The sequence below is a fragment of the Halobellus captivus genome, assembly GCF_003697845.1.
Lineage (GTDB): Archaea > Halobacteriota > Halobacteria > Halobacteriales > Haloferacaceae > Halorubrum > Halorubrum glutamatedens.
The window spans coordinates 176306-200858 of sequence record NZ_RDQE01000004.1; the positions used below are offsets into that span (position 1 = coordinate 176306).

The following is a 24553-nucleotide window of genomic DNA, read 5'->3' on the forward strand; positions in this document are numbered from 1 at the left end:
CGAGAGAACGGACGAGAAAACCGAACGCGGGAGACGGCTCGCCTCAGTCGGCCGGCCGTGGCGTGTCGCCGCCCCAGACGCCCGCGGTGAAGTCGACCGCGCCGTTCCACTTCGCGACGACCGTCGTCACCGCGAGGTCGCCGGAGATGTTCGTCATCGTCCGCAGCCGGTCGAGGATCGGGTCGACGCCGGCGACGAAGCCGACGACCTCGAGCGGGAGTCCGAGCTGGGTCAACACGAGCGTCAGCATGATGAGCCCCGTGCCGGGAACGCCGGCCGACCCGATGCTCGCGAGAACGGCGATGAGGACCACGGTCAACTGCTCGACGAGCCCGAGCTGGACGCCGACCAGGTTCGCGGCGAACACCGCGACGACGCCCTGGTACAGCGCGGTCCCGTCCATGTTCACCGTCGCGCCGAGCGGCAGCGAGAAGCTGTAGACGCTCTCGTCGATCTTCAGGTACTCGTCGGCGTTCGACATCGTCACCGGGAGCGTCCCGCTCGACGACCGGATGCTCAACGCGGTCACGAGCGCGTCACGACCGCCGACGAGGAAGTCGACCGGCGACTGCCGGGAGAGGAGGACGATCAGGATCCCGAGATGTACCACCGCGATGTGGATCGCGACGGCGAGCACCAGCGTGAGGATCAACAGCGCGAAGGGGACGATCGCGTCGACGCCCGCCTGGCCGAAGACCGCGGCCATCAGCGCGAACACGCCGAGAACCCCGAACTCGAGGACGCCCCAGACGATCTTGAACATCGCCTCCGCGCCCGCCTCCGCGAGGTTGAAGAAGGACTCGACGCCCTCGGCAACGTTCTCGCTCACGTCCGACTCCTGGACGACCGCGAGCGCGTACGCGAACACGATGACGAAGAAGATCAGCGGGAGGATGTTCCCCTCGGCCATGGCGGCGAAGGGGTTCTCCGGAACGATCCCGAGGATCACTTCGACGGGGTCCGGCGCGTCGGCCGGGTCCACCTCGGCGTCGCCCAGCGTCAGGCCCGTGCCCGGATCGATCAGGTTCGACACCGCGAGCCCGATGAACACGGACAGCGTCGACGTGAGAGCGAAGAGCCCGACGGTCTGTCCGCCGACCCGTCCGAGCTTGCTCGGCGTGAGCCGGCGGGCACCCATCAGCAGGGTGAACACCACGATGGGAACGATGAGCATGCTCAACAGTCTGACGAAGAGATCGCCGAGAGGACGAAGCGCCGTCGCCGGCTCGCCGAGACCCAGCCCCAAGAGCGAGCCGAGAAGGAACGCGACTCCGATCCGATACACGATCGGGACCGACCGGTACCTCGACCACGCGTCCGAAACGAGACTCATTTCGTCGGTACTCCGAGAAGGGGATAATAAAGTCTGTTCGTGTGGCGTCGGGAGGAAAACAGCGCGCCGTCGCGTCGTCTCGATCGCGTCGTGGACTCAGTCCGAGATGAACTCGTTGTCGCGCCAGTTCACGCCGCCGTCGCCGTCGCCAGCGCCCTGCGGGCTCTCGACGACCTCGATGCTCGCGGGGCGGGACTCGCCCTCGACGATCCGGGTCGCCTCGAGATCGCCGTCGGCCTCCGTGATGGCCGTGAGCGTCCCCTTCTCCGCGCGGGTGGCGATCTCACGGAGCACGAGGAACATCGGGTACTGGAGCGCGGTGTTCTGGAGGACGGTCTCGCGGTCACCCTTGAAACACGCGAACTCGACGAGCTCGGAGGGGATCTCCTCCTCCTCGTCGTCCATCCACTGGGGGCCGCCCGCTCGCGGGGGCTCCTCCTCGTACACCCGGGTCTCCGTGACCGACGCCTTCAGCTGGGCCGTCGGGGTGTACTTGCTGATGCTCTCGTCGTCGGACAGGGCCTTGATGATGAGGGTGTTGTTTCGACGCGTGATGTCGATGTCGTCGATCTCCGCGGGGAGGTCGGGGTCTTCGTCGAAGTACGCCTCTACGTCTTCGAGTGGCAGTTCGAGCGTCGAATGAAGTCGGAACACGCGGCCTGTCATTGTTTGGGTGGGTGTGGGTCGGACCGGTCGTCGCGACGCGGGCGGTAAGCGACTGCACCTACTCCGCCTAGGTGACGTAGGCTTATATGGGCTACTCTTCGGGTGGCACGGACGAGGCCGGGTCGGTTTCGACCGACAGCGCGGCTACTCGGCTCCGAGCTCGGCGGCCAGCTCGCCGCGCTCCTCGAGCTCCGCGAGCACGTCGCTGCCGCCGACGAACTCCCCGTCGACGAACGTCTGTGGGATCGTCTCCCACCCGCTGTGGTCCGCGAGCGCCTCGCGGTAGGCCGGCAGCGCGGGCAGCACGTCGACCGTCTCGAACTCCTCGACGTGCCCGCTTATCAGCTCGATGGCACGCTGTGAGTAGCCACACTGCGGCATCAGCCGGTTCCCCTTCATGAAGAGCACCACGTCGTTGTCGGCTATCGCCTCGTCGACGCGCTCGCGCACCGCGTCCTCGTCGATGTCGCTTTCGGGCTGGAACGTCATGAGGACCGTTAGGCGGCGACGAGGCAAAGGGGTTCCGGCCGTCCACCGCGAGGGCGACTCGCTCGCGACTCCCCCGCGGTGGACTGGCTCACTCCCCCGCTCACGGCTCGCTCACTTCCTCCACCTGCGGTTCACTCACTCGCGGTCGACGCTGACGACGTCGACCAGCGAGTGGACCGGAACGCCGTCGAGCTCGTCGTAGCCGACCTTGTCGACGAGCACGACGCACGCGACCGGCTCGCCGCCGTGTTCGCGGATCGCGTCGATCGATTCGCGCATCGTCGTCCCCGAAGTGACGATGTCGTCGACGACGTAGCAGTCGCGGTCGCGGATCGCGGCGAAGTTTCTGGAGAATCCCCCGCCGTGGTCGGCGATGTCACCCTCCTCCCACTGGTGTTTCGCCGGGGCGTACGTCCCGAGATCGGTGTCGAGCTCGCGAGCGACCGCGGTCGCGAGGGGCGCGCCGGCCTTCTCGATGCCGACGGTGAGGTCGACGGACTCGCCCTCCTTCGTGAGGAGGTCGGCCATCGCCCTCGCGGCGTAGGTGAGCCGCGTGGAGTCGCGGCCGAGCGCCGACCAGTCCACGTGGATGTCGGCGGTCGTTCCCGCGTCCGTCTCCGGTGCCCCCCCGTCGTTTCCGCCGGCGCGCTCGACGAGCCAGCTCGCCGTCTCCCGCGAGACGTTCAGCTCGTCGGCGATCTCGCCCTTCGAAAGCCCGTGTTCGGCGAGCTCGGCCGCGCTGTCGATCAGGTCGTCAACGTTCTTCATATGCGGCGAATTCGACCGCCGTTTTAATAGTCGTGTCGTCATCCACGAAGGCCGCCTCGAACGACTCGAGCGGGTGGACCCCGGTGACCAGATCCGAGAGAAACGGCTCCGAGAGCCCCGAGAGCGACTCGACGGCGGCCTCGAAGTGTTCGTATCCGGAGTTGACGCTGCCCACGAGCGCCTTGTTGTGTAAGACGAGCTCACGGTGGAGCCGGCCGCCGTCGACCTCGAACGTCCAGTCGTCGGGCACGCCGAGCAGCGCCGCGACCCCGTTCGGCGCGAGCGCCTCGATCGTCTCGAAGGCGTGGGGCGCGTACCCCGTCGCCTCGTAGACGAGGTCCATCGGCTCGTGGACGTCCGGAACGTCCGGGACCGACGTGTCGTTCGAGTTCACGTACGTCGCCCCGAGCGACTCGATCACGTCGATCGTCGGGTCGGGACGCTCCCGGCGGCCGAGACAGTAGACCCGGTCGAGGTCCGCGTCCAGCATCGCGACGGTGAGCAGTCCGAGCGACCCGTTCCCCAACACGAGCGCCGAGTCGGGCTCCCAGTGGAACGCGGACCGGCTCGCGAACGCGTGTTCGAGCGCCTTCTCCGTGATCGACGCGGGCTCGACGAGGAAGCCCCACTCGGCGAGTTCGGGCGGGATCTCGACGAGGAACTCCGCGGGGCTCGTGAAGTACTCGGCCATGAAGCCGTGCGCGCCCACGATCCCCCGCTCGTGGTACTCGCCGTCGGGGGCCATGTCCGGCTCGCCGCGCGCGAAGTACTCGTTCGCGCCGTTCGGGGGCCGGCGGACCGTCGGGACGACCACGTCGCCGACCTCGAACGGCGTGTCGTTCGGCTCCTCGACGACCCCGACCGCCTCGTGACCGAGGACGAGATGGTCCTCGCCTTCGGGCTGGCCGCCGTGGCTGCCGGCGATGACCTCGTGGTCGGTCCCGTCGACGCCGACGCGCAGCGTGCGGACCAGCGCCTCACCGGCCTCGGGCTCCGGACGTGGTTTCTCGATCACGACCGGCTCGGTTCCGTCCTCGTACACGGCGATCGCTTTCATACTCGGACCGAGAACCCCAGTGAACAAAAGATTTCTTTTATCGCGAGTAAACGTATGTTCCCGGCGGGCCGCGTCGGCGTCGGCCTTTTCACCCGGCCCGCCCCACTCGGAATCGTGTGCACGCTCACGCTCGCCTGGCGGGTCTTCCCGGAGGTCCCGGTGGCGCTGGCCGCCAACCGCGACGAGTCGCTCGGGCGCGCCTCGGAGCCTCCTTCCGTCCGGGGAGACGACCGGCGGTTCATCGCGCCGCGCGACGCCGAGGCCGGCGGCACCTGGATCGGAACCAACGACGCCGGCGTCGTCGTCGCCGTCACGAACCGCTGGCTCGAGGTCGACCGCGAGGGAGACCGCTCGCGGGGGCTGCTCGTCGAGGACTGCATGCGGGAGCCGTCCGCGGAGTCGGCGGTTCGAGCGGTCGAACGGGAGGTCGCCGACCGCGACTACGACGGTTTCAACCTCGTCCTCGCCGACGGCGCGGCGGCCTTCCTCTGCTCGTACGACGGCGGGCTGGCGGTTACCCGCCTCGATCCGGGAGTTCACGTCGTCGGCAACGTCGGCGGCGTGTTGAACGGCGAGGCCCGGTTCGCGATACCCGATCGTCGCGAGGAGGTCGGCAGGGAGCGCGCGGAGAGCGTCCGCCGGATCACGGACGCGCTCGTCCCGGAACCGGGGGAGTCCGGCGAGGCGTGGCTCGATCGCGCGAGCGACGTCCTCGCCGACCACGCGTACGGCGCGTGTATCCACGGCGACGGCTATGGAACGCGCTCGTTCACCCGGATCCGGACTGGCCCCGAGCCGGCGATGGCGTTCGCCGACGGTCCCCCCTGTGAGACGGCGGCCGAACCGATCGCGATTCCGGCGGGCTTCCGGACGGAAAGCCAGTTTTAAGCGACTCGCCGGCGGCTGTGTGGGTATGAGCGTTTCCGAACTCGAGTCCGAGCTGTCGGCGGACGAGCTCGCCGGCCTCGAGCTCATCCGCGAGACCGGCGGGATCCACCAGAGCGACTTCTGGAAGGAACTCGACGTCTCCTCGCGAAAGGGGAGCCGAATCGCGGAGGCCTTACAGGAGTCCGGGCTGATCCAGCGCGAGAACACGGTGTACGACGGCCACAACACCTACTACCTGGAGCCGGCCCCACGCGACCTCGACTTCTCGCTGCTGATGGCCGGAGACATGCTCTCGCCGTTCATCGGCGAGGAGGAGATCGACCCGCAGTCCGACGCGTTCTCGCAGTGGCTGATGAACCTCGCGTACGAGGAGTACTGAGCCGATCCTTCCGAGACCACTGAGCCGATCCCTCCGGCTGCGTCGTTTCTCTCCCGCATTCGGGCCCGTTCCCCCGACCCCTCGCTCCGGGTCTATCCTCGCCGATCGTCGACGATCGCCCGCGCGACCCGCACGGCGTTCGCGAGCCCGACCTCCACTCCCGTCTCGGTGAGCGACGTCTCGAACGACTCGCGCGAGGAGGTTCCCGGCTCCGGCCGGTCGTGGTTCGAGACGCCGCGGACGCTGAGGTACCGGTCCCCGAGGCCGAACCGTCGGAGCGCCGCGGCCGTGCCGTAATCCTCCATCTCGGTCGCCCGGTACGGCCCCCGTCCGACCGCCTCGACGAACCACGACACGTGCTCGGCGACGGTCCGGCCGTGCCACAGCTCGTCCGCACAGACGTTGGTCCCGACGACGACGGTCGGATCGCTCCCCTCCGCGGCGTCCTCGAGGTCGGCGTGGGTCGTCAGATCGACCGCGTCGTCCGCCGCTTCGGTCGCAGTCGAGACGAGGTCGGGATCGAGATCGAAGACCCCCTGCCCCTCCGTGTAGGGGTCCGGCGCGACCGGCACGCCGCCGGTCCCGTCCTCGTCGTCCGGATCGAACCGGCACTTGTCGTCCCAGTCGACTATCGCGTCCGCGATCACGACCGATCCGACCGGGAGGTCGGGTGGCGCGCCGGCGATCCCGACCGAGAGGACGAGCGCGTCCGTCAGGTCGACCGCGTCGCCGGCGCGGAGTGCGGCGGTCGTCGTCGCCGCCGCGGTCTTGCCGATCCCCGTCGGGACGACCCCGAGTCCGTCGCCGTCGTGACGCAACGGGGCGGGAACCCCCGGGACGTCGATCCGCTCCGTGAGGTCGTAGGCGTCCTCCCACGGACCAACCTCGCCCGCCGACGGCAGCGGGTCGAGCTCCTCGAACGCCGGCAACACGAGCGCGTCCAGCGCGACCGACATGCGAATCCGGTCACCCCAGAAGCAACGCGAAGAGCGTGACGGCCGCCGTGAGCGTCAAGAACAGCACGCTCCGGCCGATCCCGGCTCGAATCTCGGCGTCGACGCCGGCGTTCGCGAGCAGCTGCCGCGGGTTCATCGCGACCCACTTCGCGCCCGCGACGAACCGCATCGTCGCGCGGTCGACGGCGGCCCATCCCTCGGTCACGCCCCACACCGACCACCGCCCGGCGTAGAAGGCGGCCGGGAACAGGACGGCGTCGACGTCGCGCATGTGGTGGGCGAGCCACCCCAGCGGCCGCTTCAGCGCGAAGAAGCCGACGAAGCCGGCGACGAGCAGCGCGGCGCTCTCGGTCAGGTGGCTCGTGCTGTACGGGTTGAAGTAGACCTCGTCGCTGCGGATGATCTCGGTGAACGGCATCAGCTCGATCAGCTGTCCGTAGAAGACGCCGAAGAAGACGCACGCCCCCGCGGCCAGCAGCATGCCGGCGGTCTGGAAAGCGGTGGCGTCGTCCGGCGACAGCGTCGCCGACCCGTGGAAGAACACGTAGTAGCCGAGCTTGATGAACGACATGAACGTGCCGACGCCGCCGAGGACGAGCAGCCACCAGAGCAGCCCGCCGTCCAGGAGGAGCACGTAGTTGTGCACCTCGTGGGCGGAGTCGAGCACCATCCCCTTCGAGATGAACCCGTTGAACCCGGGAACGGCGGTGATCGAGGCCGCCCCGACGACGTACACGAGGAAGGTGACCGGCATCACCCGCCAGAGCCCGCCCATCTCCCTGATGTCCTCGAGGCCCGTCCGATAGATCACGACGCCGACCGCCATGAACAGCAGGCTCTTGTAGAGCACGTTGTTGAACAGGTGCGCGAAGCCGCCGGTGACGGCGAACTCGCCGACGGCGGTCGCGAGCCCGAGCCCCGCGAGCATGTAGCCGACCTGCGCCTGGATGTGGTACGACAGCAGGCGTCGCGGGTCGTACTGGAGCAGCGCGAAGAACGCGCCGTAGACCGCCATGAAGCCGCCGAGGTACGCGAGCCACATGCCCCCCTCGGGGAACGCGCGGTACATCACGTACACCGCGGTCTTCGTCGTGAACACGGAGAGGAACACCGACGCCGCCACGTGCGGGCGCGGGTAGGTGTCGGGCAGCCAGGAGTGGAGGAAGATGAACCCGCAGTTGATCCCGATCCCGATCGCGGCCAGGAGGGTCGCGGCCGGGTGGATCCCGGTCGTCGCCGAGAACAGGAACGTCCCGGCGTTCGCGAAGTGGACGACGACCGCGGCGAGCAGGACCGTCCCGCCCGTGCCGTGAAAGAGCGCGTAGCGGTAGCCGGCCCGCACCGCCGCGCCGCCGTACTGCCACACGAGGAGCGTGCTGGTGACCGCCATCAGCTCCCAGAAGAAGATCAAGGTGAGCCAGTCGCCGGCGTAGATCGTCCCGATCGTGGTGGCGACGTAGATCAGCGCCAGCGACGTGACCCACTTCGGCGCGTCGCTGCCGTAGGCGTACAGCACCGCCGCCGTCGCGAGGAAGCCGACGACGACGCCCATCAGGAGCGAGAACGGGTCGACGTTGAAGAGGACCACGTCGAAGCCGAGGAACTCCGTCGCCAGGTGCGCGCCCGTTCCGCCGTCGCCGAGCAGGACCGCCTGTGCGAAGACGAACGCGGTCGCCAGCGCGCCGAGGCCGTGCCCGACCGCGCGCGGGAGCGCGAGCACGAGCAGCGAGGCCACGGCGACGACGAGATACGGCGGGATCGCGGTCAACGCGGCGGTCGCGCCCGTCATGGGCGAGCCACCTCCTCGGGGAGCCGCGTGTCGACGATGAGCTCGATCAGCTCCAGGAAGCCCATCTCGTAGGGGATCACGCCGAGCAGGACGGCGAGCGTCATCGCCGTGAGGATCGGCGCGAGCGTGAACCACGTGGACTCGCGGCCCCGGAGGGCCTCGAGCCCGCGCAGGTGCTCCCAGCCGCCCGGCGGCGGACCGCCGTGGTGGCCGTCGTGGTCGTCGTGATGGTCCTCGTCGTGGTGTACGTCATCGTGGTGCTCGTCGTCGTGATCGTCTCCGCCGGCGTCGACCACGTGGTCGTCGTCGGCCGTGTGATCGTCGTCGCCGTCGGCGGCGTCAGCGTCCGGGCCCTCCCGACCGACGCCGAACGGGACGTCGACGTCCGAGGGACGCTGGTCGACCGCGTAATCGCCGGTGTCGACCCGGTCGGCGGGCTCCGAGAAGTCGCGTTCGCTCGTGTTGAAGTCCGGTCGGACGACGCCCTCCTCGTCGGTCGGGAGATCGTCCATCTCCGCGTCCGGGATCGCGGACTCGTCCGTACCCTCGGCGGTCCCGGCGTCGACCTCGCCGTCGGATCCGTCGGCGTCCTCGACGATATCGTCGACGTCGACCGCGTCCTCGTCGGATGCGTCGTCATCGTCCTCGGGACGGCCCCCGTCGGTCGCGACGTCGTCGCCTGCGCCGCGACCAGCGGTCGTCGCCAGCGTCGACCGCCGCTCCCCGCCCATTCGGAAGTCGACGAGCGGCTTCGCGTCGTGGTCGTCCTCCGCCTCGAAGAAGGCGGTGTAGATCACCGGCCAGAAGTACGCGACGTTGAGGACGCCGGAGAGGAGCAGCGCGCCGACGAGGTAGTAGGCGACGGGGGTCAGTTCCATCCCCATCCGGACCCCGCCGATCAGCATGTAGTACTTGCTCACGAAGCCGGCGAGAAGCGGGATCCCGGCCATCCCGAGCGAGGCGACGGTGAACGCGCCCATCGTCAGCGGCATCCGCTTTCCGATCCCCGCCATCTCCGAGATGTAGTCGGTGTGCGTCGAGACGTGGAGGTTCCCGGCACAGAAGAACAGGGTGAGCTTCATGAACGCGTGCGCCGGGATGTGGAGCAGCGCCCCGACGAGCCCGTACCAGCCGAACAGGCCGAGCCCGAGCACGATGTAGCTCAGCTGGCTCACCGTCGAGTAGGCGAGCCGCTGTTTCAGGTGGTCCTTCCGCAGGGCGATGAGCGAGGCCGCAGTCAGCGTGATCGCGCCGATCGTCGAGAGCATCAGCCCGGCGGAGAAGCCGAACGGCAGCGAGAGGTCGAAGACGAGCTCCGGACCGAACACGTCGAGGACGACCCGCGAGACGCCGAACGCGCCGGACTTGACGACCGCGACCGCGTGGAGCAGTCCGGAGACGGGCGTCGGGGCGACCATCGCCTCGGGGAGCCACTGGTGCAGCGGCATGATCCCGGCCTTCACGCCGAAGCCGACCGCGAGCAGGAAGAAGGCGAGCATCGCCAACCCGGGGTCGGCGTTCGCCAGCTCCTCGATGCCGCCGGCGGTGAACGCGACGGTCCCCGTCAGCCAGTACACCATGACGGTCCCGGCGAGCACTAACACGCCGCCGCCGAACATCGTGTACGCGAGGTACTTCCGGCCGGCGGAGCGCGCCTCGGGCGTCTCGTCGTGAGCGACGAGCGGGTACGTCGCGATCGACAGCAGCTCGTAGAAGACGAAGATCGTCACGAGGTTGCCCGCGAACGCGATCCCCATCGTCGCCGACAGCGACACGGCGAAGGCGGCGAAGTACCGGGTCTGGTTCGCCTCGTCGAGGCCGCGCATGTACCCGATGCTGTAAAACGAGGTGACGATCCAGAGGCCGGACGCGAGGAACGCGAACAGCATCCCGAGCGCGTCCGCGCGGAGCACGAACGCGATGTCGGGAAGGAGCTCGACGACGGTCCACTCGAAGACGGCTCCCTCGAGCACGCGCGGGAGCATCGAGGCGACGATCCCGAACTTCGCGACCGCCGCGAGGATCGTCCACCCCTCGCGGACGTTCGGCGAGCGGTACGACGCGACGACGAGGACGGCCGCGACGAGCGAGACGAGGACGGCGAGCAGTGGACGTGGGTCCTGTACGATGGCTTCTGTCATGCGAACACCTCCGAGAGGTACGGGTCGAGGAGCGTCTCGAACCCGGCCCCCGCGAAGCCGAGTCCGACCGTGACGAGCGCGGCGACGACGAGCACGACGAGCGGCGCGGTCGGAACCGTTCCGGGAACCGCGGCGTCCACGCCGTCTCCGGCGTTTCCGCCGTCTCCCCCGTCGGCGACCGCGCTGCCGGCGTCACGGTCCGTTCCGTCGCCGGGACCGCCACGGTCGCCGGGGGCGGTCACACCGTGTGCCGCGGCCTCGCGGTCGACGCCCGCGAAGTACAGCTGTTCTATCACCCGGGCGACGTACGCCAGCGTGAACAGCGTGCTGGCGAGGATCACCGCCGCGAGCCCGATCCCGACGACCCCGCCGGTCGCGCCGGCGGAGCGGACCGCCCCGAGCGCGATGTACCACTTGCCGAGGAACCCGACCGACGGGGGGATCCCGACCAACGAGAGGCCGAGGACGGCGAGCGCGCCGGCGGCGAACGGGGCGTCACGCGCGAGGCTCGCGAGGTCCTCGACGCGGCGCGCGCCGTAGCCCGCGGCGAGGAGGGCGAGCCCACAGAAGAGCCCGAACTTCATCAGGCCGTGGCCGACCAGGTGAACGACCCCCCCCAGTAACGCCGTCTCGTCGGCGATCCCGACGGCGGCGGCGATCATCCCGAACTGCGCGACCGAGGAGTACGCGAACATCCGTTTGAGGTCCGACTGCATGACCGCGAGCGCGGATCCCGCGAGTATCGAGACGCCGGAGACGACGAGGATCCCCGTCGTGATCGCGTCGTTGGCGGCGAGGAAGTCGACGGTGAACACGGAGTAGCTCACCCGTATCAGCGCGTAGGCGCTGACCGTCGACACGAGCGCGGCGACGAGCGTCGTCACCGCGTCTGGCGCGCGCTGGTAGGCGTCCGGCTGCCAGGAGTGGACCGGGAACAGCGCGATCTTCAGCGCGAAGCCGACCACGATGAAGGCGTACCCCGCCCGGATCAGCGGGTCGGTATAGCTCGCCTGTTCGACGATCTGGGTGCTCACGTCGGCCATGTTCAGCGTCCCCGTCGCGAGGAAGACGTAGCCGACGCCGACGAGGTACAGCGACGCGCCGACGGTGCCCACGACGAGGTACTTCAGGGAGGCGTACGCGCTCGCGCCCGAGCGGTCGGCCGCGATGAGCGCGTACGTGGTGAGCCCGACGATCTCGAGGAAGACGAACAGGTTGAACAGGTCGCCCGTGAGCGCGACGCCGACCAGCCCGCCCGTCAGAAGCAGGTAGGCGCTGTGGAAGGCGTTCCCGCGCGGACCGATCGCCCGCGAGAGGACGAGCGTGGCCGCCGAGACGAGCGCGACGAGGAGGAACACCGCCGCCGACAGCTCGTCGGCGACGAGCTCGATCCCGATCGGCGGCGCGAACCCGCCCAACTCGTGGTCGAACGGCCCGGCCGTGTACACCTCGAGCGCGACCGCGGCGGCCGACCCGACCACGCCGAGGGTCGTGACCGCCGCGACCGGCCAGCCGACGTCGTCGTACCGGAGCCCCAGCGCGAGCGGCAGCGTCGCCGCCACGATGGGAACCGCGATCGAGAGCGGCAACAACACGTCAGTCATCGCGCTCACCTCGCTCGCGGCCCGTCGCGGACTCCGAGCCCGAGCGTCCCGACTCCGATCCCGGAAGCCCCGGGCCCGCGGGCAGCGATCCCTCCTCGCGCAGCAGCTCCCGAAGGGTGTCGACCCGGAGCGTGCCGTACTCGTCGTAGATCCGGATGCACAGCGCGAGCGCCACCGCGGTGAGGCTCACGCCGACGACGATGGCGGTGAGCACGATCACGTGCGGGAGCGGGCTGACGTACGGGCCTCCCCCGTCCGAGTGAACGATCGGGATCGACCCGCCCTCGACGTACGCCGAGGCGATGAAAAGCAGGAATATCGCGGTCTGGAACAGGTTGAGGCCGATGACCTTCTTCACCAGGTTGGGGTTGGCGATCATCATGTAGAGTCCGATACAGAGCAGCAGCGCGAACGTCACGTACGCGTGACGCGTTCCGAGCACGTCGAGTGTCGAACCGGCGGCGACCGACGACCCGGCGAGCAGTTCGACCGCGGACCGCGCGGCGGATCCGACCGAAGGCGCAGTCATCGCTCACCCCCGTCGGTGGCGACGCCGTCGCCGTCCTCCGGAGGCTCCCCGTCGGCGAACGGGCCACCCTCGCCGACGGACGCCCCCGAGTCGTCGCCGTTGAAGCCGCGGGCGAGCACGAAGAACAGCCCCATGAGCACGCCGCTCACGATGGCGGCGATGCCGACGATCTCCACGGCCTCCATCCCGTACTTCACGGGGTCGAGGATCGGCAGCGGCAGCAGGTCGTACTGGAGGAAGGCGCCGCCGAGCGCGACCGGGATCAGCCCGATCGCGGCGAACGCGAGGGTTCCGCCGACCGCGAGCGCGACGACGACCGTGTTGGCGAGCCACTGCCGGGTCGCCTCGATGCCGAACGCGAAGGCGATCATGAACACGACCGCCGCCATGATCGCGCCGCCCTGGAAGCCCCCGCCGGGCGAGCCGCCGCCGTGGAACGTGACGAACAATCCGTAGGTGAACGCGAACGGCGAGACGACCTTCACGGTCGACATGATGACCTGGCTCTCCGTGTACGGCGTTCCCTGCCTCGTCTCCGAGTCGAGCCGTCCGGTCCGTCGGGGCGGCTCGGCCGATCCGGATCGGTCGTCGTCTCCGCCGTCCCCGTCGTCGCGTCCGCCGCCCTCGTCGTCGCGTCCGCCCGCGTCGACGTCGGGAGCGTCACTCATGCGAACACCTCCCGTCGGAGGACGATGAGGGCGGCGATCCCGGCCGCGAAGACGACGACCGCCTCGCCGAAGGTGTCGAACCCGCGGAACGCGGCCAACACCGCCATCACGGTGTTCTCGACGCCGGTCTCGGCGTACGTCTCCGCGAGGTACCACTGGGTGACGTCGGGGTTGCTCCACACCGGCGCGTCCGGCGAGCCGACCGCCGGAACGTCGACCATGGTGATCGCGAGCCCGGCGAACAGCAGCCCGGCCGCGCCGGCCGCCGGGTAGTTCAGCGACTCGAAGACGGCCTCGTGGTCGATCCGGGTCGTCTTCGCGAGCGTGAGAAGCAGGAGAACGGTCGTTACACCGGCGGAGATCGCCGCCTCCGTCATCGCGACGTCGGGCGCGCGGTAGAAGGTGTACAGCGCGGCCATTCCGAGGCTGTACGCCCCGAAGACGATGACCGCGGCGAGCACGTCGCGCGCGAACGCGGTCGCGAGCGCCGTGAGCACCACGAAGACGAAGAGGCTCGCCTCGATCGCGGTGACCTGTGCGACGGCGGGCGAGAGGGCTCCCGTCATCGGCGCTCGTCCCCCTCCGTCCACGGCACGTTCCCCTGCTCGAAGGCCGCCCGCGCGATGGCGTGGGCCGCCGTCGGGTTCGTCACGAAGATGAAGAAGACCAGGAGTACGGACTTGAACCCCACGCCCTGCCAGCCGGCCGCGAGCGCGACCGCCGCGAGCGTGAAGCCGGCCCCCAGCGTGTCCGCCTGCGAGGCGGTGTGCGCTCGCGAGTAGACGTCCGGCAGCCGGATGACGCCGGTCATCGAGACGAAGGTGAAGAACAGCCCGAGCAGGCTGAACGCGACGATCAGCGCGAGCCGCGCAGGACCGATCGCGTCGATCACAGCACACCACCCCGCTCGACGGTGAACTTCGAGATGGCGATCGCCATCAGGAAGTTCAACAGCGCGTACACCAACGCGATGTCGAGGAACGTCGGCTCCGAGAGCGCGGCCCCGAGGAGCGCGAGGATGACCACGGTGTTCGTCCCGAGCACGTTGACCGCGAGCACGCGGTCCTGCATCGTCGGCCCCTTCACCGCCCGGTAGAGCATCCCGATCGCGAGGACGACGAAGCCGGCGGCCACGACGAGCAGGAAGTCGCCCACGGCGTAGCCGCCCGCGAGCGTCGCGTCGACGACGCTCATTCCGGCGTCACCCCCTCGTCGGCGTCGGCTGCGTTCGGTTCGACCGCCTCAGCGGTCGAGCCGTCCGCACCGGCGTCACTCTCCCCGCGTGTTCCGCCGTCCGAGCGCGCGCCGGGGTACTCCTCGGTCGCGTCCGGTCCCTGGAAGATCCCGACGTCGTCGCGCTCGCGGGGAGTCGGCAGCCGGGCCGCCTCCCGTCCGTAGAAGACGAACCGGGTCCAGCGCTCCAGCGAGCCGTCGAAGAGGCCCTCGCGGGCCCACGGGATGAGCGAGTGGACGTAGAGGTTCCCGTCGCGGGCGCGGACCGTCAGCGTTCCCGGCGTGAGCGTGATCGAGTTCGCGAGCGTCGTGATCGGGAGCCCGCTGCCGACGATCACGCGGACCCGGTTCAGCGTCGGGTCGATGGGCAGCCGCGGGTCGAGTATCACCCGCGCCACGACGAGGTTCGACATGAGGATCTCGTACAACAACGCGGGGACGTACACCGCACCGCGGAGCAGCCGGATCGGCGTCCGCGAGATCGACGGGTTCGCGTCGAGGCTGATCCGCGAGAGCGTGATCGCGACGATCGCCGCGCTCGCGACGCCGCTCGCGAGGTCGAACGGGTAGAGCGGGTCGCCGAGCGCGAGGTAGAAGGCGAGCGACAGCCCGAACGTCGCGGCGAACCGGATCCCCGTCGCCTCCTTGCGGAGACGCTCGCGGCGGGTCGGGCGGGTGACCGGGGCCTCCCTGACGGCCAGGTGGGTGTTCGAGAGCGCGAACTCGAGCGGCTGGAGCAGCGTCGTGTTGCCGACCGGCGTGTACTCCGGGTCCAACACCACGGTCTCCGCGCCGTGATCGTCGGCGTACGCCGCCAACTCGCGGACGTAGTCGTCCGCGCCGAAGAGGTACTCGTCGGCGCCGACGACCGCGGTGACGACCTCCACGTCGTCGACGTCCGCGTCGTCGACGTCGGCGAGGTCGGCCTCAGCCCACGTCGAGACGCGCTCGAGCAGCCGGTCGACGGCCGCCTCCCGGCCGGCCGTGTCCGGGTCGTCGCGACGCCACGTGGCGAAGACGACGAAGTGGATCGACGAGAACTCGCCGTCGGCCGCCGATTCGATGAGATGTGTGACCGTCGCGCGCAACGTCGGGGTCGACTCGACGGGCACGACGACCGAACCGCGCTTCGGGGCGGAGTCTCCGGCGTCAGCCACCCGATTCACCTCCCACGGGGTCGGGGATGGCCGTCTGGCTACACATGGGTATGTCTACCCGAGGCGTGGCCCTACCGCCCCAAAACAGTTTGTATCCCGGTCGGCTCGGCGTCGGCCGCGTCGGCCGATCCGGGAGCGTCGGATCGCTTGCGACCGGTCCGGCGAGGGGTCGGAGGAAGGTCGGCGAGGGGTCGGCATCGTCAGTCGTCGCGTTCCAGGGCCGTCGCCAGCCGGTCCGCGATCCGACCGGCGACGACGTCCTTCGATCCCGAGACGGGCTCGGCCTCGGTGCCCGCCTCCCCGACGAGCAGGACGCGGGTCCGGTCGTCGCCCATCACGCTCGCGTCGTTGGCGACGACGAACGCGAGCCCGACCCGGTCGCGGATGCGTTCCGCCTCCGCGACCATCGACGCGTCGTCGCCGGACGTCTCCGCCTTGAACCCGACGAGCGGAAGGTCCGGGTGCGCCTCTCGGACGGAGTCGAGCAGCTTCGGCGTCGGCCGAAGGTCGACCGACAGCGGCGATCCGGACCGGATCTTCTCGTCGACGGCGTCGGCGGTGAAATCGGAGATGGCCGCCGCCGAGACCAGCGCGTCCGCGGTCACGGCCGCCTCCCGACAGGCGTCGATCATCTCGTCCGCGGTCTCGACGGCGACGACGTCGGCGTAGGGGACCTCGGGACCGTCCTGGACGAGCGTCACGTGCGCCCCGCGGACGTAACACGCGCGGGCGACCGCCCGTCCCGTCTTGCCGGACGCCCGGTTCGTCAGGATCCGGATCGGGTCGATCCGCTCCTTGGTCGCACCGGCCGTGACGACGACGTGGTCACCGGCGAGCGTGTCCGGCGTCGTCGCGCGGGCGACCTCACTGAGGATCGTCGACTCCGCGGCGATCTTCGCCTTCCCCTCCTCGATCCGCGGGTCGGCGAACGTCACCCCCCACGCCGAGAGCGTGTCGAGCGCGGCGAGCACGCCCGGGTGGTCGTACATCGGCTCGTGCATCGCCGGCGCCATCACGACGGGCACGTCCGCGCCGAGCGCCGTGGTCGCACACGTGGTCACCGGCGTGTCGTCGACGGCGGCCGCGACCTTTCCGGCGGTGTTCGCGGTCGCGGGCGCGAGCAACAGCACGTCCGCCCAGCCGTCGCGACCGCAGAGTTCGACGTGCTCGACGTCGCCGGTTATCTCCGTGACGACGGGCTCGTCGGTGGCGAAATCGACCGCCCACGGGTGGACGATGTCCGTCGCGGCCGGCGTCATCACCGCGCGGACGCTCGCGCCGTGGCGGCGCAGCTCGTGGGCGAGTTCGACAACCTTCACCGCCGCGATGCTGCCCGAGACGCCCAACGCGACGTTGACCCCCGTTAACATTGTCGGCCGTTCCAGCCCCGGCGGCTTATATCACGCCCATCTCGTCGAGCCGCTCCGGGAGGTAGGTGTCGGTGACGAAGTCGAGCCCGCGGCTCGCGAGCGACTGCTGTTCCGACTTCTTGCCGATGTCGAGCTGGAGCTCGATCTGTTCCTCCCAGTAGTCGGTCTGGAACCGCGGATCCTCGAGCTCCGACTCGAGAGCGTTGACGTCGGAGTCCGCGAGCGGGTCCGACGGGAGGTCGTACTCCACGATGTCCGCCGGCTGGATCCCGATGAACCGTGCCTCCGGCGTCGCGAGGTACTTCGAGAGGTGCGCGGACTTGATCGACCCGTACGCGACGGAGCCGTAGATCCGGTAGGACCAGGGGTCGCCGTCGGTGAACACCACCACGGGGAGGTCGAGCTCGTCGCGGAATCGCTTCGTCAGCCTGCGCGTGGCGCGCGCGGGCTGTCCCCCCAGGTGGACGATCAGCGCGTCGTGTGCCTCGTCGAAGCCGTTCTCGACGAGCCGGTCGCGCATCCCGCCGGTCTCGACGCAGAGGACGAACTCCGCGTCGTTGTCGAGGAACTCGATGGTGTCGGGGTTGTTGGGGATCTGATAGCCGCCCTGCCCGACATCGAGCTGGCAGTGGATCTCGCGGTCGCCGCGGTTGGTCTGCTCGCGGAGCCGTAGCGGCCCCATCACCTTCGCGCCCGACTCCTCCGGGCGCATGTGGAAGTCCTCGCGGGTGACGCCCGTGACGATCTCGAGGTCCTCCACGAGGTCGTTCGACTCGTCCTGGCTGTTGAACTGTGCCTCGTCGTTGTCCCACGACTCGGAGAGGTAGTACAGCTCACGCAGCGTCGAGGAGCGGTCCTCGTCGAGCTGGTCCGCGAGGAACTCGATGGTGAACGCCGCCTTCAACAGCTTCCGTGCGCCGTTGACTGAGTTGGCGCTCCGGACCGACGTGCGGTCGCCGTACGTCCACACCCCGCTCTCCTCGTCGTACTCGATGTTGCTCTTCGTCCGGGTGGGCAGCTCCATCTCCGGGATCCGCCCGGCGGCGAACTGGTCGTAGAAGTCCGCGGCCAGGTCGATCAGCTCGTCTCGTGCGTCGCTTTCGGTCGTCATTGGGCGTTCTCCGTCGTCATTTACGCGTTCACCGTGAGTTTCTCCGTCTCGACGCCGCCGACGCTGACCTCGAAGTCGGCCTCGCCGTCGACGCTGTACGTCAGCTCTCGCTCGTCGCCCGAGGCGACCTCGGGCTTCCACTGGACGAACCACTCGCCGTCCATGTCCACGACGGTGCCGTCGGAGACGTCCGTCGGCTCGGTCGAGACGATGTCCGTGATCTCCAGCCGCTCGTTCACGTCCGAGTGGTTCTCGACGACGAGCCGAACCGTGCCGTCGTCGACCTCGCGCTCGAGGCTGACGTTGTTCATGATCCGCGCCAGCGCGCCGTCGATGTCGGGTCGCGGCCGGCCGGTCACCTCCGAGACCTTGTCGGCCATCTCCGGGAGGATCCGGCCGAGAACGTCCTGTTTCTCCCGGCGCTGTTGCATCGAGCGCCGCTTGTTGAGGTACGACTTCAGCTCGCGGGCCGCCTCGCGGACCGCGAGCTCTATCTCGTCCTCGATCGCGGGCACGTTCGCGATCGCGTCCTTCGACTCGCTCGTGAACGGCACGTTCGTCGACGCGACGTGGATGCTGATGACGGCCGGGCCGTTCGGCATTCCCGAGCCCCCGGGCTGGTCGAGTCCGTAGTTGCGCCAGCCGATGGTGCGGATCACGTCGGTGGTCGCACACGCCCCGCGCTGGTAGACCAGCGGGACGCGGTTCGCGAACCGCAGCAGTTCGACGGAGCCCTCCGCGGGGATCTCCCCGCCGTAGGCGATCCCGGCCTCGACGATGAACGGGTCGCCGCCGTGGACCTCGGCGTCCCGGGTCGCGGCCGCGTAGAAGTCGGCGTCGTACTCCTTGCGGAGCCCGGCCTCCACCAGCTCGGCCGTGATCGGCGCGAGACAGTCCGTCGGCGGCGCGAGGATGTCCGTGCCGCGCATGGCCTCGAGCAGGTCGGCCGCGGAATCGCGGTCCCCCGCCACGTCCCGCACCTTCGGCGGGTCGTCGGGGACGGTTCGAGCCCGCGACCAGAGCGACTCGACGACGTTCTCGCGGGCGGTCTCGCCGAACGTCGCGTCGTGCTGTTCGGCGACGAAGCTCGCCGCGTCGGCGACGAGCCGCTCGAGGTCGTCGCGAGTGATCCGGAACGCGTCCCCGTCGAGGCTCTCGAACCGGCGCGCGAGCGCCTCGGCCATCGCCCGCACCGCGGCGTCGTCCTTCCGCGTCGACGTGGCGTCGTCGACCAGGGCGTAGACGTCGGGGACGAGCGGCGATTCGGTCGCGTCGCCGTTCTCGGCGTCCTCGCCGTCGCCGGCGGCTCCGTCACCGTCCTCACCGATCCCGGTGATCGCCCGCCACGCGGCGTCGACCGCGTTCTCGCGGACGGTCCCGCCGAAGGTCTTCCCCGTGTCGTCCGCGACGGTCTCGGCGACCCCGTCGACGATCTCCGCGAGTTCGGACCGGGAGAGTCGGTCGTTGTTCGCGACCGTCCCCGCGATACCCTCCGAGAAGGCGGTCGTCGCCGCCTCGCCCTTGTTGGCGACCGCGTCCGCGACCGCGGCCGCGACGTCGCGGTCGTCGTGGGCACGCGGCGGCGACCAGGCGAGCTCCCGGCCGTAGTGGCGGTCGCGGAACTCGTCGATGACGTTGTCGGCGGTCTTCTTGCCGACCCGCGTGAACTCCTCCTGGAGGAACCCCGAGACCGAGTACGACTCCGTCGCCTCCAGCATCTTGATCAGCGCGCCGAGTTCGACGCCGTGCGGATGCGGCCGGATCTCTTCCGTCTCGGCCGGCAGCTCGTCGGTCGCGCGCTCGAACTTCCAGGGCTCCTCGAGCCCCGGCTCGCGCAGCTCGATCCTGGCGTGCGGGTTGACGACGGCGGTGTGTTTCACGTAGTCGTGGAGCTGCGAGCGCGCCCGCATGTTCGCCTCCATCTCCAACTCGATCCGCGTGCCGTGCGGCCGGTCCCAGGAGGTGGTCTCGTCGACGCTGATCTCCGGCTCGTTGGTGTCGGTGTCGATGATCAGCTCGAAGTACTGCGCGTCCGACTGGCCCTTCGGACGCGACGTGATCCTCGCCGGCTGCCCGGACGTGAGCTGTGAGTACAGGACGGCCGCCGAGATCCCTATCCCCTGTTGGCCGCGGTTCTGTTCACGTTTGTGGAACCTCGAACCGTACAACAACTTCCCGAACACTTTCGGGAGCTGCTCCTTGGTGATCCCCGGCCCGTTGTCCTCGATCACGACCCGGTAGTAGTCGCCGACCTCCGTGATCTCGACGTAGATATCGGGGAGGATCCCGGCCTCCTCGGTCGCGTCGAGGGCGTTGTCGACCGCCTCCTTGACGGCGGTGACGAGCCCGCGAGCGCCCGAGTCGAACCCGAGCATGTGTTTGTTCTTCTCGAAGAACTCGGCGATGGAGATCTCGCGCTGGCTCTCGGCCAGCTCCTCCGCGATCCCCTCGTCCTCGCCGAGACTCGACTGGAAGGACGTCATTCGGTGCCCGTACCTTTCGCCGAGGGGAATAAAAACGAACCGGCAGCGAGGTGAAAGTGGAGACCAGTCCATCGATCCATCTCTCCGCCGAGCGCGGCGGCGGGATTTATGCGTCCCTGCGGCGTTATGGCGGCCGTGATCGAGTTCACGCGTCCGGCCTACGACGCCGTCGTCGACCACGCGCGCCGCGGCGACCCGGCCGAGGTGTGCGGCGTGTTGGCGGGGAAACCCGTGGACGGAGCCGCCGACGGGGACCACGACGTCGTCGTCGAGGCGCGCCCGACCGACAACGTCGCCGAGCGGCCGGAGACGCGCTACCGGATCGACCCGGAGGAGCTGTTCGCGGTCGTCGAGTCGGTCGAGGCCGACGGCCTCGAGGTCGTCGGCTTCTACCACTCACACCCCGCGGGACCGGCGGAGCCGAGCGGGACGGACGTCGCCCGCGCGACGTGGATCGATCACTCGTACGTCGTCTGCGCGCTGGACGGCCACCCGTTCGTCGGGTCGTGGCGCTGGCGGGGAGACGACGAGGGGTTCGAGCCGGAGAAACTCGCCCTCCGGGACGAGTGAAGGGTTCGCGGGCGACAGGAGGATCCGGGGCGACTGAACCGGAACCCGTTGGTGAACCGGGGGTACCTCCGAACACCGGCGCGAACGTTTATTGGGGGACGACGTGACCGCCCATGCGAGTCACCACCCGACCCATGCCCCTTCAGACACGCCACGCGATCGAGACCGACCGTAGCGACGCGACGACCGCCCGCAACGACGCGCCGACCGCCGCCGGCGAGGTGGTCCGCGCGTGAGCGATCCGGAACCGGACGCGACGGGCGCGGCGAACCGGGCCGCGGCCTTCCGCGAGTCGACGCCGGGCGCGGACGTCGAGATGGCCTACGCCGGACTCGACACGTTCCTCAAGAGCGAACCGCGCGACCCGGGCGACCTCGACGACGTCGACGTCGCGGTCTTCGGCGTCCCCTACGACGGGGCGGTCTCCAACCGACCGGGCGCGCGGTACGGCCCGGGAGCGGTCCGCGAGGCGAGCGCGTGGTGGGCGTACCTCTCCGAGTACAAGGGCGCGCTGACGAACATGCGGACAGGCGAGGGCGTCGACTTCGACGCGTTCACCGTCGCGGACGTGGGCGACGCGCCCGTCTACCCCATGGACCACGAGGCCACCGCCGAGAGCGTCACCGCCCACGCCGCGACCCTCGCCGCGCGGGCGTTCCCGGCCATGATCGGCGGCGATCACTACTGTACGTTCCCCGCCTTCCGCGGCTTCCTCGAGGGGTCGGACCACGACCGCGTCGGCTTCGTCCAGATCGACGCCCACACCGACACGGTCTCCGAGAGCCCCGTCTTCGGCACCGACTTCCACGGGTCGAGCACCGCTCGGATCGCGGAGCTGCCCGGCGTCGAGTACGACTCGGTGAGCCAGGTCGGGATCCGCGGCTACGAGTCGCCCGACTTCTTCGAGTTCGCCGAGGAGACCGGGTTGAACCTGTACACCATGCGTGACGTCGAGTCACGCGGGATCGGCCCGGTCGTCGCCGACGCGGTCGAGGCCGCCGCGGCGGACACGGACGCGGTCTACGTCACCTTCGACGTCGACGCCGTCGACCCCGGGTTTGCGCCCGGAACCGGCACGCCGTGTCCGGGCGGGCTGACGCCGCACCAGGCGCTGGAGACGATGGAGGTGCTCGGCGCGCACGACGCGGTCGGGGCCGTCGACGTGATGGAAGTCGCCCCGCGATACGACGCCACCGAGGGGACGGAACGGCTCGCCGCGTACCTCCTCGTCACGTTCTTGGAGCGGAAGTTCGCGACGTGATCTCAGGGCGGGCGTTCGCGGCGTGAGGGCGGCCGCGGCCAGAAGGTATTTTCCTCCGCGCCGCCGAGTTCTACCATGGTTCTCCCGTTGGAGATGGGTTGGCGACACCTGCTGTTCGAGAGCTGGCCGGTCGATCCGGAGCTCGTGGCGGCACACCTCCCCGCGGCCCTCGAGCCCGACGAGCACGACGGGTCGGCGTGGCTCTCGGTGATCCCCTTCACCAACGTCGCCGTGCGACCGGAGGGGCTCCCGCGGTCGCTCGGCGTGCGGCTCCCGGAGGTGAACGTCCGAACGTACGTCGTCCGCGACGGCGTGCCGAGCGTCTACTTCTTCAGCCTCGACGCACAGGGGCTGGCGAGCGTCCTCGGCGCGCGGGCGTTCCACCATCTCCCCTACTACTACGCCCGGATCTCGCTGGAGTGGGCGGACGGCCGGGTCGCGTTCGACAGCCGCCGGCGACACCCCGGCGACCGCCCCGCCCGATACGAGGCGACCTACTGGCCGACCGGCGAGCCCTTCGAGGCCCCCTCGGACCCGCTCGCGACGTTCCTCGTGGAGCGCTACCGGTTCTACACCGAGGCCCCGGACGGGTCGGTCCGATACACCGACGTGGACCACGACCCGTGGACGCTCTACCCCGCGGCGGCGACCGTCGAGACCGACACGCTGCTCCGGGCGAACGGGTTCCGTCGGCCGGACGAGGAGCCCGTGCGCTACTACAGCCCCGGGGTGGACGTGACGGCCTCGCGGAGCCGGCGGGCCGCGGAGGTGAGCTGAGATGGCATCGGAAGGCGCCACGGACCTCCCGGAAGACGCCACGGACCCGGCCGACGAAGCCGTGGATCCCCCCGAGAGCCCGGTCGTCCTCTTCGACGGGGTCTGTAACCTCTGTAACGGGGTCATCCAGTTCCTGATCCCGCGCGACCCGGAGGGACGACTCAAGTACGCCGCGTTGCAGTCGGAGGCCGGCCAGGCGCTGCTGGAGCGACACGACTTCCCGACTCGAGATTTCGACTCGTTCGTTCTCGTCGAGGGCGAGCGGACCTACACCAAGTCGGGGGCCGCGATCCGGATCGCGGAGCTGCTCGGCTGGCCCTACCGGATCGCCGGGATCGGGCGAGCGATTCCCCGACGGATCCGCGACCGGCTGTACGAGTTCGTCGCGGACAACCGGTACGACTGGTTCGGGCGGAAGGACCAGTGTATGATCCCGGACGAGGACGTCAGCGACCGGTTCCTCTCGTGAGCGGACACGGGAGAACCGAGTGCCGCCGATAAACGTCGACCTACTCCGGCGTTCCGGCCGTCTCGACCGTCTCGTGCGTTTCCGACGCGTCGACGGTCGTCCGCTCCGCGGCGAGCCGCTCGAAGTTCTCGAAGACCCGCCCCGGCGTGACGTCCGCGAAGGAGAACTCCCGTTCGTCCCAGTCGCCCGCCTCGCGGATCGCCTCGCGGTGTTCGGCCTCGATCTCCGGGTGGAACTGCACGGTCCACAGCGGCGCGGTCCGGTGGCGGGTGCCGAAGATCCGGGCGTGGTCGGCCGAGGCGATGGCCACCAAGCCGTCGCCGAGTTCGGTGACTGCGTCGCCGTGGAGGGCGACGACGACCGGGGCGACCCCGTCGAAGATCGGGTCGTCGCCCAGGTCGGCCTCGACGAGCGCGTGGGTCGTTTCGACCTTCTCGACGGTCCCGCCGAGCGCCGAGTTCACGACCTGATGGCCGAAACAGACGCCGAGCGTCGGGATCCCTCGGTCGACGAGCTCGCGGACGAGCTCCTCCGCCTCGGCGATCCACGGGCGGTCGTCGACCTCGTAGACGCCCGCGGTGCTCCCGGTGAGGACGACGCCGTCGGCCTCCTCGAGGAGGACCCGCTCTCCCGCGACGAAGTCCACCTCCGTGGCGTCGGGGAACCACGACGCCAGCGCGTCACAGTGGTACTCCCGGTCCGGATTCGGCTCGTTTCGAACGACGTACAGGTTCGGCTTTCCCGCGTCGGCGGTGCTCATGAATGCCGAAACATCGGACCCGAAGCGTCTTAAGTTGTAACCCGATCGTCGTCTCGGACCGACGGTTTCGTGGCGACCACCGGAGACGACCGCGA

The 24553-nt window shown here is 69.7% G+C and carries 25 protein-coding genes; 6 read left to right on the forward strand and 19 right to left on the reverse strand.

Translation table 11 applies throughout. From position 1 onward, the window contains the following. Window positions 1-43: 43 nt before the first annotated feature. From EAO78_RS06310 to EAO78_RS06330, 5 genes are all read right to left on the reverse strand, one after another. Window positions 44-1333, reverse strand: a complete 1290-nt coding sequence (locus EAO78_RS06310) for a dicarboxylate/amino acid:cation symporter (protein ID WP_122104998.1) — start codon at window positions 1331-1333, stop codon at window positions 44-46. 96 nt (window positions 1334-1429) lie between these two features. Beyond that, window positions 1430-1999, reverse strand: coding sequence for a DUF7110 family protein (locus EAO78_RS06315; RefSeq protein ID WP_122104999.1), 570 nt, complete (start codon window positions 1997-1999; stop codon window positions 1430-1432). A 144-nt stretch (window positions 2000-2143) separates the two neighbouring features. After that, a complete protein-coding gene (locus EAO78_RS06320; RefSeq protein WP_122105000.1) occupies window positions 2144-2488 on the reverse strand; it encodes a glutaredoxin family protein in 345 nt (114 codons plus the stop codon). A 135-nt stretch (window positions 2489-2623) separates the two neighbouring features. Beyond that, on the reverse strand, window positions 2624-3256 hold the full coding sequence (gene gfcR / locus EAO78_RS06325; protein WP_122105001.1) for a transcriptional regulator GfcR: 633 nt from the start codon (window positions 3254-3256) through the stop codon (window positions 2624-2626). Then, complete coding sequence (locus EAO78_RS06330; protein ID WP_122105002.1) at window positions 3243-4313, reverse strand: glucose 1-dehydrogenase; 1071 nt, start codon at window positions 4311-4313, stop codon at window positions 3243-3245. Before EAO78_RS06330 ends, gfcR begins: the two co-directional genes overlap by 14 nt. Before the next feature lie 114 nt (window positions 4314-4427). On the opposite strand from EAO78_RS06330, the gene EAO78_RS06335 reads away from it, so the two are divergent. Both EAO78_RS06335 and EAO78_RS06340 read left to right on the forward strand, forming a co-directional pair. Further along, entirely contained in the window at window positions 4428-5201 is a 774-nt protein-coding gene (locus EAO78_RS06335) for an NRDE family protein (protein WP_122105102.1), read from the forward strand. A 25-nt stretch (window positions 5202-5226) separates the two neighbouring features. Continuing rightward, a complete protein-coding gene (locus EAO78_RS06340; protein WP_122105003.1) occupies window positions 5227-5580 on the forward strand; it encodes a helix-turn-helix transcriptional regulator in 354 nt (117 codons plus the stop codon). Window positions 5581-5672: 92 nt separating this feature from the next. Here EAO78_RS06340 and EAO78_RS06345 read toward each other — a convergent pair whose 3' ends face one another. From EAO78_RS06345 to EAO78_RS06405, 13 genes are all read right to left on the reverse strand, one after another. Further along, window positions 5673-6536, reverse strand: coding sequence for a phosphorylase family protein (locus tag EAO78_RS06345; protein ID WP_122105004.1), 864 nt, complete (start codon window positions 6534-6536; stop codon window positions 5673-5675). Between the two features lie 10 nt (window positions 6537-6546). Next, complete coding sequence (locus EAO78_RS06350) at window positions 6547-8325, reverse strand: Na(+)/H(+) antiporter subunit D (RefSeq protein ID WP_122105005.1); 1779 nt, start codon at window positions 8323-8325, stop codon at window positions 6547-6549. Further along, a complete protein-coding gene (locus tag EAO78_RS06355) occupies window positions 8322-10466 on the reverse strand; it encodes a cation:proton antiporter (protein ID WP_122105006.1) in 2145 nt (714 codons plus the stop codon). Before EAO78_RS06355 ends, EAO78_RS06350 begins: the two co-directional genes overlap by 4 nt. Further along, window positions 10463-12070: a proton-conducting transporter transmembrane domain-containing protein gene (locus tag EAO78_RS06360; RefSeq protein ID WP_122105007.1), complete on the reverse strand. Its 1608-nt coding sequence runs from the start codon at window positions 12068-12070 to the stop codon at window positions 10463-10465. The genes EAO78_RS06355 and EAO78_RS06360 overlap by 4 nt, the downstream gene beginning before the upstream one ends. Beyond that, on the reverse strand, window positions 12063-12599 hold the full coding sequence (locus EAO78_RS06365) for a cation:proton antiporter subunit C (RefSeq protein WP_122105008.1): 537 nt from the start codon (window positions 12597-12599) through the stop codon (window positions 12063-12065). The genes EAO78_RS06360 and EAO78_RS06365 overlap by 8 nt, the downstream gene beginning before the upstream one ends. Next, window positions 12596-13267: an MnhB domain-containing protein gene (locus tag EAO78_RS06370; protein WP_122105009.1), complete on the reverse strand. Its 672-nt coding sequence runs from the start codon at window positions 13265-13267 to the stop codon at window positions 12596-12598. The genes EAO78_RS06365 and EAO78_RS06370 overlap by 4 nt, the downstream gene beginning before the upstream one ends. Then, window positions 13264-13833, reverse strand: coding sequence for a DUF4040 domain-containing protein (locus EAO78_RS06375; RefSeq protein WP_122105010.1), 570 nt, complete (start codon window positions 13831-13833; stop codon window positions 13264-13266). The genes EAO78_RS06370 and EAO78_RS06375 overlap by 4 nt, the downstream gene beginning before the upstream one ends. Next, on the reverse strand, window positions 13830-14156 hold the full coding sequence (mnhG, locus tag EAO78_RS06380) for a monovalent cation/H(+) antiporter subunit G (protein ID WP_122105103.1): 327 nt from the start codon (window positions 14154-14156) through the stop codon (window positions 13830-13832). The genes EAO78_RS06375 and mnhG overlap by 4 nt, the downstream gene beginning before the upstream one ends. Next, window positions 14156-14461: a cation:proton antiporter gene (locus EAO78_RS06385; RefSeq protein WP_122105011.1), complete on the reverse strand. Its 306-nt coding sequence runs from the start codon at window positions 14459-14461 to the stop codon at window positions 14156-14158. The genes mnhG and EAO78_RS06385 overlap by 1 nt, the downstream gene beginning before the upstream one ends. Then, the gene (locus EAO78_RS06390) at window positions 14458-15657 is read right to left on the reverse strand and encodes a monovalent cation/H+ antiporter subunit E (RefSeq protein ID WP_238987638.1); all 1200 of its coding nucleotides are present in this window, start codon (window positions 15655-15657) and stop codon (window positions 14458-14460) included. Before EAO78_RS06390 ends, EAO78_RS06385 begins: the two co-directional genes overlap by 4 nt. A 200-nt stretch (window positions 15658-15857) precedes the next feature. Continuing rightward, window positions 15858-17027, reverse strand: a complete 1170-nt coding sequence (gene coaBC / locus EAO78_RS06395) for a bifunctional phosphopantothenoylcysteine decarboxylase/phosphopantothenate--cysteine ligase CoaBC (RefSeq protein ID WP_122105013.1) — start codon at window positions 17025-17027, stop codon at window positions 15858-15860. Window positions 17028-17052: 25 nt separating this feature from the next. Further along, window positions 17053-18138, reverse strand: a complete 1086-nt coding sequence (locus EAO78_RS06400) for a DNA topoisomerase IV subunit A (RefSeq protein WP_122105014.1) — start codon at window positions 18136-18138, stop codon at window positions 17053-17055. 20 nt (window positions 18139-18158) lie between these two features. Then, a complete protein-coding gene (locus EAO78_RS06405; protein WP_122105015.1) occupies window positions 18159-20621 on the reverse strand; it encodes a DNA topoisomerase VI subunit B in 2463 nt (820 codons plus the stop codon). A 135-nt stretch (window positions 20622-20756) separates the two neighbouring features. On the opposite strand from EAO78_RS06405, the gene EAO78_RS06410 reads away from it, so the two are divergent. From EAO78_RS06410 to EAO78_RS06425, 4 genes are all read left to right on the forward strand, one after another. After that, window positions 20757-21191: a desampylase gene (locus tag EAO78_RS06410; RefSeq protein WP_122105104.1), complete on the forward strand. Its 435-nt coding sequence runs from the start codon at window positions 20757-20759 to the stop codon at window positions 21189-21191. Window positions 21192-21507: 316 nt separating this feature from the next. Further along, on the forward strand, window positions 21508-22452 hold the full coding sequence (gene speB, locus EAO78_RS06415; protein WP_122105105.1) for an agmatinase: 945 nt from the start codon (window positions 21508-21510) through the stop codon (window positions 22450-22452). Between the two features lie 75 nt (window positions 22453-22527). Further along, window positions 22528-23229: a YqjF family protein gene (locus EAO78_RS06420; protein ID WP_122105016.1), complete on the forward strand. Its 702-nt coding sequence runs from the start codon at window positions 22528-22530 to the stop codon at window positions 23227-23229. Between the two features lies 1 nt (window position 23230). Continuing rightward, a complete protein-coding gene (locus EAO78_RS06425) occupies window positions 23231-23698 on the forward strand; it encodes a thiol-disulfide oxidoreductase DCC family protein (protein ID WP_122105017.1) in 468 nt (155 codons plus the stop codon). Window positions 23699-23738: 40 nt separating this feature from the next. Here EAO78_RS06425 and EAO78_RS06430 read toward each other — a convergent pair whose 3' ends face one another. Beyond that, window positions 23739-24458, reverse strand: coding sequence for a type 1 glutamine amidotransferase (locus tag EAO78_RS06430; RefSeq protein ID WP_122105018.1), 720 nt, complete (start codon window positions 24456-24458; stop codon window positions 23739-23741). Between the last annotated feature and the right edge of the window lie 95 nt (window positions 24459-24553).

What these genes read in the sequence shown, in the direction of transcription:
- EAO78_RS06375 (WP_122105010.1), bottom strand. Translation starts at nt 13,833, where the DNA reads ATGACGGGAGCCCTCTCGCCCGCCGTCGCACAGGTCACCGCGATCGAG.
- EAO78_RS06355 (WP_122105006.1), bottom strand. Translation starts at nt 10,466, where the DNA reads ATGACAGAAGCCATCGTACAGGACCCACGTCCACTGCTCGCCGTCCTC.
- EAO78_RS06315 (WP_122104999.1), bottom strand. Translation starts at nt 1,999, where the DNA reads ATGACAGGCCGCGTGTTCCGACTTCATTCGACGCTCGAACTGCCACTC.
- EAO78_RS06340 (WP_122105003.1), top strand. Translation starts at nt 5,227, where the DNA reads ATGAGCGTTTCCGAACTCGAGTCCGAGCTGTCGGCGGACGAGCTCGCC.
- EAO78_RS06425 (WP_122105017.1), top strand. Translation starts at nt 23,231, where the DNA reads ATGGCATCGGAAGGCGCCACGGACCTCCCGGAAGACGCCACGGACCCG.
- EAO78_RS06365 (WP_122105008.1), bottom strand. Translation starts at nt 12,599, where the DNA reads ATGACTGCGCCTTCGGTCGGATCCGCCGCGCGGTCCGCGGTCGAACTG.
- EAO78_RS06330 (WP_122105002.1), bottom strand. Translation starts at nt 4,313, where the DNA reads ATGAAAGCGATCGCCGTGTACGAGGACGGAACCGAGCCGGTCGTGATC.
- speB (WP_122105105.1), top strand. Translation starts at nt 21,508, where the DNA reads ATGGCCTACGCCGGACTCGACACGTTCCTCAAGAGCGAACCGCGCGAC.
- EAO78_RS06400 (WP_122105014.1), bottom strand. Translation starts at nt 18,138, where the DNA reads ATGACGACCGAAAGCGACGCACGAGACGAGCTGATCGACCTGGCCGCG.
- coaBC (WP_122105013.1), bottom strand. Translation starts at nt 17,027, where the DNA reads ATGTTAACGGGGGTCAACGTCGCGTTGGGCGTCTCGGGCAGCATCGCG.
- gfcR (WP_122105001.1), bottom strand. Translation starts at nt 3,256, where the DNA reads ATGAAGAACGTTGACGACCTGATCGACAGCGCGGCCGAGCTCGCCGAA.
- EAO78_RS06345 (WP_122105004.1), bottom strand. Translation starts at nt 6,536, where the DNA reads ATGTCGGTCGCGCTGGACGCGCTCGTGTTGCCGGCGTTCGAGGAGCTC.
- EAO78_RS06385 (WP_122105011.1), bottom strand. Translation starts at nt 14,461, where the DNA reads ATGAGCGTCGTCGACGCGACGCTCGCGGGCGGCTACGCCGTGGGCGAC.
- EAO78_RS06310 (WP_122104998.1), bottom strand. Translation starts at nt 1,333, where the DNA reads ATGAGTCTCGTTTCGGACGCGTGGTCGAGGTACCGGTCGGTCCCGATC.
- EAO78_RS06350 (WP_122105005.1), bottom strand. Translation starts at nt 8,325, where the DNA reads ATGACGGGCGCGACCGCCGCGTTGACCGCGATCCCGCCGTATCTCGTC.
- EAO78_RS06370 (WP_122105009.1), bottom strand. Translation starts at nt 13,267, where the DNA reads ATGAGTGACGCTCCCGACGTCGACGCGGGCGGACGCGACGACGAGGGC.
- EAO78_RS06420 (WP_122105016.1), top strand. Translation starts at nt 22,528, where the DNA reads ATGGTTCTCCCGTTGGAGATGGGTTGGCGACACCTGCTGTTCGAGAGC.
- EAO78_RS06405 (WP_122105015.1), bottom strand. Translation starts at nt 20,621, where the DNA reads ATGACGTCCTTCCAGTCGAGTCTCGGCGAGGACGAGGGGATCGCGGAG.
- EAO78_RS06360 (WP_122105007.1), bottom strand. Translation starts at nt 12,070, where the DNA reads ATGACTGACGTGTTGTTGCCGCTCTCGATCGCGGTTCCCATCGTGGCG.
- EAO78_RS06320 (WP_122105000.1), bottom strand. Translation starts at nt 2,488, where the DNA reads ATGACGTTCCAGCCCGAAAGCGACATCGACGAGGACGCGGTGCGCGAG.
- EAO78_RS06430 (WP_122105018.1), bottom strand. Translation starts at nt 24,458, where the DNA reads ATGAGCACCGCCGACGCGGGAAAGCCGAACCTGTACGTCGTTCGAAAC.